Origin of the sequence: Paraburkholderia solitsugae, from assembly GCF_013177695.1 — a bacterium.
GTDB classification, from domain to species: Bacteria; Pseudomonadota; Gammaproteobacteria; order Burkholderiales; family Burkholderiaceae; genus Paraburkholderia; species Paraburkholderia solitsugae.
Genome location: NZ_WOEY01000082.1, coordinates 20,911 through 27,324, shown reverse-complemented (window position 1 = coordinate 27,324; position 6,414 = coordinate 20,911). Strand labels below are relative to the sequence as shown.

The window sequence follows — 6,414 nt, the reverse complement described above, 5'->3', positions numbered from 1 at the left end:
AACGCCGTCCGCTTGTTGATGCTCTCGCTCTGAGCTTCGCCGGTCATGTGCCTTCGCCCTTAACTGCTGAATAGTTACGCGGCGGCAAAGAAAGTAAGTGCCGCCCCGCACAGGGGCAACGCTAATAGACCCATAAAAAAACAAGGAAAGGCCAACGCCGTAGGCAGACAGACAAACAAGCACGGCGAAGGCAAACAGAACAAGGAAAGCCCAACGCCACAGGCAAACAGACGAAACAAGCGCCGCGAAGGCAGAGAAAAGAAAAAAGACCAACACCGGAGGTGTAAAACCACCACACCGCGAGGGCAAAGAAGAAATCAACCCTGCCGAAGGCAATACTCAGCGACAGCGCCCAACACCCCCTCATCCTCACCAACCGCGACAGCGCACTTAATCTCGACAGAAGGATACAACCCACGACACCGCTCGATCACCTCCGGCAGATCTCTGCGAACATGCCCACCTTGCCCAAAAAACACAGGCACGACAGTCACAACAGAACACCCGTCGGAGACAAGATCCCCCACAGCGGTAGGCAAATCCGGCTCCATCAACTCAAGAAAAGCCAACAAAACCGGCCCAGCCTCAGCATCAGAACCGCGCGCAGCGCGAACTTTCTCAGCGAGCCTCTCAAACGGCTCACGCCAGCGCACATCCCGCGCGCCATGCCCAAACAACACCATCCCATGCGTAGCCATGGCAACGGCTCCTAATGCCGATCAACCCACTTCAACCCAACCAGCCCAAGCACCAGATAAACGAGCCCCGGCGTAGCCGCAGTCAACGGCGCGGGCCACGTATTCAACGTGCCGATATGCGAGAACAGCGTGTTGAACAACTGGAAACTCATCCCCAGCATAATCCCGCCGAAAACCTTCACACCCACCACGCCGGCGCGCGTATGCAGATACGCAAACGGCAGCGACAGCACCAGCATCACGAACACCGCAAACGGATACAGCAGCTTGCGCCACAGCGCAATGTCATACCGCTGTGTGTCCTGATGATTCTCGGTCAAATGCTGGATGTAGCGGAACAGATTGAACATCGACATCCGGTCCGGCGACACCAGCAGCACCGACAAGATCTGTGGCGTCAGTTCCGAGCGCAGCGAATACTCCGGCAACTCCACCTGCTTTGCACGGTACACCGGATTCAACGCATCGGCCGGCGTGCCCGGAGGAGGGGGGACGTCGATCAATTGTGTGTCCGTCACGCCAGTCAGTTGCCAATGACCCGGCGGCTGATACGTGCCACTCTTCGCAATCCGCACGTTCGAGAGACGGAACTTCGAATCGAATTCGTAAATTCGCACGTTGCTGATCGTCGCGTCTGGCTTCAATTCGCCGACGTTCACGAAGCGCGTCACCTGCTCGCCGTCCGCTCTCGCGGTGAGCGTGTCCTTCACCCAGACGCCCGACTCGAAGTTGGTCGATACTGACGACCCCAATGCCTCGAGCCGCACCCGTTCCGACAACTGATCGGTGTACGGACCGACCACTTCACCGATCAGGTAAGTCAGGAACACCAGCGGAATGCCGATCTTCATGAGCGAGCGCAGTGCCTGATTTGTGGCGAGGCCGGACACGCGAAAAATCGTGTACTCGGAGTTCGCCGCCATTTGCGCGAACACGTAGATCGCGCTGATCAACGCAGCGACCGGAATGATTTCGTAGAAGCGCGACGGTGTCTGCAGCGCGACGCGCAGCACCGCGTACTGGAACTTGTAGTTGCCGTGGCCGACGGAGTTCAGTTCGTTGATCAGGTCGAAGAAGAAGAACAGACCGGAAAACGCGAACAGAATAAAGACGAACGTGAGATAGATCTGACGCGCGAAGTACCTTTCATAGATGCGCATCGGTCAGGCCCCCTGCGAACGGTTGAACATCGCCCGCGTGAATAGCGGCCGGTTGCGCACGCGCAGCCAGAAGATGAACGCGACGATCACCGCCACAATGATGTGCAGGCCCACCAGCCCAACGCCGAACGACAACTTGCCCTGCTCCATCCATGACTGCACCACGTTCAACAGATTCGAGTACGTCAGATAGATGAGGACGGCCATCACCAGATTGATCGTGCGGCTGCGCCGCGGGTTCTGGTGCGCAAGCGGAATCGCCAGCAGCATCAGGTTGATCGCGATCAGCGGCAGGCCCGCGCGCCAGGCGAATTCGCCGAGATTGTCGTCAGTGGGGTTACGCAGGAGCGTGAGCGTAGGCAGGCCGGTGGTCGTCGGCGTATTGACGACCGGCTGGCTTTGGATCTTCAGGCCGTAGCGTTCGAATTCCATGATGCGGAAATCGGGGTGCCCCGGTTCGCCGTCATAGCGGCGGCCGTTTTCCAGCACGACGAAGCGGTCGCCGTTCTTGCGTGTTTCGGTGTGGCCGGTTTTCGACACGACCACGTTGACCTTGCCGTTTTCCGTGCTGGTCACGAACACGTTCTCGACGCGCGCCTGGTCGGGCGACATCTTCTCGATGAAGAACACGCGGTGGTTGGTGGCCGACTCACGGAATTGACCCGGCGCGAGCAGCGAGACTTCGTCACGCTGCTGGAAGCGCGCGCGGATCAGCTTGCTCTGCTGATTCGACCACGGCCAGCCGACGAACACGAAGAACATGATGAGAATGATGATCGGCGTGGCGAAAATACCGATCGGCTTGATGAAACGGGTCAAACTGACGCCCGAGGCCAGCCAGACGACCATCTCGGAGTCTTTGTACCAGCGTGTCAGGACGAACAGGATCGACACGAACAGGGTCGCGACGAGCATGATGGCCACGTAGCCGATCACGGTCAGGCCGATCAGGACCAGCACATCGCGCGGGTCGATCTCGCCCGAAGCGGCGAAGCCGACGATGCGGATCATCATCGTCGTCAGCACGAGCGTGAGCAGAACCATGAACACGGCACCAGCCGTATACGCGAGTTCGCGCTGGAGGGAGCGTTCGAAGATCATTATTGATGATGAGAAGGGGCGCTCTCGGTGACGCACGGGTTGGTTCCCGTCACGCCTCCGGTGCAGCCGCCGCGGGAAAAATAGCGGATAATTGCGGCTTTCATCCTAAGCCCAGATTTTATCCGAGGACAAGCGCGATGGACTTTAGCATAAAAGCCTGTGATTGGACCAAAGGCTCGTCAAACGGTTTCCTGACCGGAAAATCCGATTGCATCGTAATCGGCGTGTTCGAGTCGCAAACGCTCTCGGGCGCTGCGCTGGAGATCGATGCGGCCACCAAGGGCCTGCTGACCCGCATCATCAAGGCCGGCGACATGGACGGCAAGGCCGGCACCACGCTGTTCCTGCACGAAGTTTCAGGCATCGGCGCTTCGCGCGTGCTGCTGGTCGGCCTCGGCAAGCAGGATGCTTTCAGCCAGAAAGCCTACGGCGAAGCCGTGCGGGGCGCCTGGCGCGCATTGCTCGGCACCAAGATCGTCCAGGTCACCTTCACGCTCGCCCAACTGCCGATCCTCGAGCGCTCGGCCGATTGGGGCGTGCGCGCCGCGATCCTCGCACTGCGCGAGCTGACCTACAAGTTCACGCAGATGAAGAGCAAGCCGGAGAACGGACCGCGCGCCTTGAAGCGCATCGTGTTCAGCGTCAATACCGGCGACGAGAAGGCCGCCAAGCTTGCGGCCAAGCAGGGCGCCGCGCTTGCCAACGGCATGGACCTGACGCGCGACCTCGGCAACCTGCCGAGCAATGTCTGCACGCCGACTTACCTTGCCAACACAGCGAAGAAGCTCGCCAAAGACTGGAAGCTGAAGGTCGAAGTGCTCGGCGAAAAGCAATGCGAAGCGCTGAAGATGGGCTCGTTCCTGTCGGTCACGGCCGGCTCGGTCGAGCCGGCCCAGTTCATCGTGCTGCAGTACCAGGGCGGCGCCGCGAAGGCCGCGCCGGTGGTGCTGGTCGGCAAGGGCGTCACGTTCGACACAGGCGGCATTTCGCTGAAGCCGGGCGAAGGCATGGACGAGATGAAGTACGACATGTGCGGCGCCGGTTCGGTGCTGGGCACGTTGCGCGCCGTCGCCGAAATGGGCCTGAAAATCAACGTGGTCGGCGTCATCCCGGCCGTCGAGAACATGCCGTCGGCCACCGCCACCAAGCCGGGCGACATCGTCACCAGCATGAAGGGCCTGACGATCGAAGTGCTGAACACGGACGCCGAAGGCCGGCTGATTCTGTGCGACGCGCTGACCTATGCCGAGCGCTTCAAGCCGGCAGCCGTGATCGACATCGCCACGCTGACGGGCGCCTGCATCATCGCGCTGGGTCATCACAACAGCGGCCTGTTCTCGAAAGACGACGCGCTGGCGGGCGAACTGCTCGATGCCTCGCGTGAAGCTTCCGACCCGGCCTGGCGCATGCCGCTCGACGACGAGTATCAGGATCAGCTCAAGTCGAACTTCGCGGATCTCGCCAACATTGGCGGCCGTCCGGCGGGCAGCGTGACGGCGGCGTGCTTCCTGTCGCGCTTCGCCGAAGCGTATCCGTGGGCGCACCTGGATATCGCCGGCACCGCATGGAAGAGTGGCGCGGCGAAGGGCGCGACCGGCCGTCCGGTGCCGTTGCTCGCGCAGTTCCTGATCGATAGGGCCGCTGACGGTCGGGCCGCGGACGGTCGCGCTGCACAATGACGCATTGCAGTAAGGTTGTGGGCGTCGCTGTCGACGCAAAGCGGAGCCGCCGATGACGAGAATCGATTTTCATTCGAACGTCGGCGATTCGCTGCTGTATGCGTGCCGCCTGATCCGCAAGGCGTATCAGGCGGGCCAGCCGACCATCGTGCTGGCCGAGCCCGAGCGCCTGCGGGCTTTCGACGAACAGTTGTGGACGTTCTCGCCACTCGACTTCGTGCCGCACTGCATGGCAGGCACGCCGCTCGCCGCGCAAACACCGATCGTGCTGGCTTCGAGCCTCGATGATGTGCCGCACCATCAGGTGCTGCTCAATCTCGGCGCCACGGTGCCGGCGCAATTCGCGCGCTTCGAAAGATTGCTGGAAGTGGTCGGTAACGCACACGACGAACTCGCGGCGGGCCGCGAACGCTATCGTTTCTATCGCGATCGCGGCTATGCTTTGAACAACTACAAGCAAGGCAGCTAGGCCCCATTCCGCCCGCGTCGCATGGTGTTTTGTCGGATGGATTCGGCGTGCGCGCGGCCTGCCTCGGCTTGGACTCAAACACGGAGAGCGCGCGTGTCCGATCCTAACGATAGTTCGATTCCGGTTCTGAACGAGATTCTCGTGCAGGGCAATCCTGCCCAGGCGCGCCATGCACCGGGCGGCGCGGCGGCGCCGGCTACGCAGCCGGTGTCTGATCCCGAGGGTGCGCAAGAACCGGCCCTCGCGCCGGAATCCAAGCAGGAGCCGGTGCTTGCGCCAGAATCCGAGCACGCGCCGGAAACGTTGCACACCAAGGAGGAGCCGACGCTCGCGCCGGAGCCCGTGCATGTGTCGGAGCCCGCGCATCCGGCAGAGCCCGCTCACCCGAAAAAACGCTCGAGGGCACACCACGCTGCCGATCACCGGCACGCACATGAGCCGGCCTTTGTGCCGTCAGCGGGCGTCTTCGACCGTGCTGAACCGCATGCGCCGATCGAGGCGGGCGCAATCGTGCCGCCAGATATCGCTCACGAAGCACTCGCACAGCCGCAGCCGAATCTCGATGCCGATGTCATCGCCGAACGTCTGCGTGGACGGTTCGCGGGCTTTCTGACGGGCGAGGGGCGGGGCATCATCGAAGCGCGCTGCCGCGATGCGTTGCAGGATCACACGTCATGGCTCGTCAACCAGATCACGCGCGAAGTGGCGCTGGCGCTGGAGACCGAATTGACCGGCTGGGTAAGGGAAGCGGTTGATCAGGAGATCGCGCGGCGCTCGGGCAACGCCTGATCATGGCAAAGGGCGCGTCTTCATCCGGCTGCGCTCACCCCTTTCACCAAGCCGCGTTCATTTGAGCGTCATTACCCAGTTCGCCAGCGTAGCCGCCTGATCGGGTGTGAGTTGCGTATTCGCGGGCATCGGTACTGAGCCCCATACGCCCGTGCTGCCATCCAGAATCTTGTGCTTCAGATAGCTGGCGGCATCTTCGCGGCCGGCATATTTCGCGGCGACATCATGCAGTGCCGGTCCCATGAAGGGACGCGTCACCGAGTGGCAGCTCATGCAGTTCTGCTGCTGGGCAAGCGCGAGGCCGGCAGGGGTCTCCGCGTGCGCCGCCGGACTGCCGCCGCTTAACGTGACGCTCAGCACACCGGCCGCTGCAAGGGCTGCATACGACATTGATTTCATTCTGGTCTCCGTCGGTGCAGGTGCCCGACTCGTGGTGCACGCATTATAAAAGGAAAGGGGCGCACGGTTTCCCGTGCGCCCCTTTGCGCTTTTTCGTAACTTATGTAGCTTATGTTGCT

At 61.6% G+C, this 6,414-nt stretch carries 7 protein-coding genes; 3 read left to right on the top strand and 4 right to left on the bottom strand.

Annotated features, from left to right (window positions below; genetic code table 11):
• Positions 1 to 317: 317 nt before the first annotated feature.
• From GNZ12_RS20700 to lptF, 3 genes are read right to left on the bottom strand one after another with little or no spacing between them, the layout of a single operon-like run.
• Entirely contained in the window at positions 318 to 698 is a 381-nt protein-coding gene (locus tag GNZ12_RS20700) for a sirohydrochlorin chelatase (protein ID WP_172313120.1), read from the bottom strand.
• Between the two features lie 11 nt (positions 699 to 709).
• Positions 710 to 1,858: an LPS export ABC transporter permease LptG gene (gene lptG, locus GNZ12_RS20695; protein ID WP_172313118.1), complete on the bottom strand. Its 1,149-nt coding sequence runs from the start codon at positions 1,856 to 1,858 to the stop codon at positions 710 to 712.
• A gap of 3 nt (positions 1,859 to 1,861) precedes the next feature.
• Positions 1,862 to 2,959 (bottom strand): LPS export ABC transporter permease LptF, encoded by a 1,098-nt coding sequence (gene lptF, locus GNZ12_RS20690; protein ID WP_172313116.1) that lies wholly within the window; start codon positions 2,957 to 2,959, stop codon positions 1,862 to 1,864.
• A gap of 137 nt (positions 2,960 to 3,096) precedes the next feature.
• Between lptF and GNZ12_RS20685 the strand changes: the two genes are divergently transcribed.
• From GNZ12_RS20685 to GNZ12_RS20675, 3 genes are all read left to right on the top strand, one after another.
• A complete protein-coding gene (locus tag GNZ12_RS20685) occupies positions 3,097 to 4,638 on the top strand; it encodes a leucyl aminopeptidase (RefSeq protein ID WP_172313113.1) in 1,542 nt (513 codons plus the stop codon).
• Between the two features lie 52 nt (positions 4,639 to 4,690).
• On the top strand, positions 4,691 to 5,107 hold the full coding sequence (locus tag GNZ12_RS20680) for a DNA polymerase III subunit chi (RefSeq protein WP_074285141.1): 417 nt from the start codon (positions 4,691 to 4,693) through the stop codon (positions 5,105 to 5,107).
• A 93-nt stretch (positions 5,108 to 5,200) separates the two neighbouring features.
• A complete protein-coding gene (locus tag GNZ12_RS20675) occupies positions 5,201 to 5,896 on the top strand; it encodes a DUF2486 family protein (protein WP_172313111.1) in 696 nt (231 codons plus the stop codon).
• Positions 5,897 to 5,953: 57 nt separating this feature from the next.
• Here the strand turns inward: GNZ12_RS20675 and GNZ12_RS20670 are convergent, their stop codons facing one another.
• Positions 5,954 to 6,295 carry a c-type cytochrome gene (locus tag GNZ12_RS20670; RefSeq protein WP_172313108.1) on the bottom strand — a complete coding sequence of 114 codons (342 nt, stop codon included), beginning with the start codon at positions 6,293 to 6,295 and terminating at the stop codon, positions 5,954 to 5,956.
• Between the last annotated feature and the right edge of the window lie 119 nt (positions 6,296 to 6,414).

Bases quoted from the DNA above. Each gene is read 5' to 3' on its own strand.
- GNZ12_RS20680 (WP_074285141.1), top strand. From the start codon at position 4,691: ATGACGAGAATCGATTTTCATTCGAACGTCGGCGATTCGCTGCTGTAT.
- GNZ12_RS20670 (WP_172313108.1), bottom strand. From the start codon at position 6,295: ATGAAATCAATGTCGTATGCAGCCCTTGCAGCGGCCGGTGTGCTGAGC.
- lptG (WP_172313118.1), bottom strand. From the start codon at position 1,858: ATGCGCATCTATGAAAGGTACTTCGCGCGTCAGATCTATCTCACGTTC.
- GNZ12_RS20685 (WP_172313113.1), top strand. From the start codon at position 3,097: ATGGACTTTAGCATAAAAGCCTGTGATTGGACCAAAGGCTCGTCAAAC.
- GNZ12_RS20700 (WP_172313120.1), bottom strand. From the start codon at position 698: ATGGCTACGCATGGGATGGTGTTGTTTGGGCATGGCGCGCGGGATGTG.
- lptF (WP_172313116.1), bottom strand. From the start codon at position 2,959: ATGATCTTCGAACGCTCCCTCCAGCGCGAACTCGCGTATACGGCTGGT.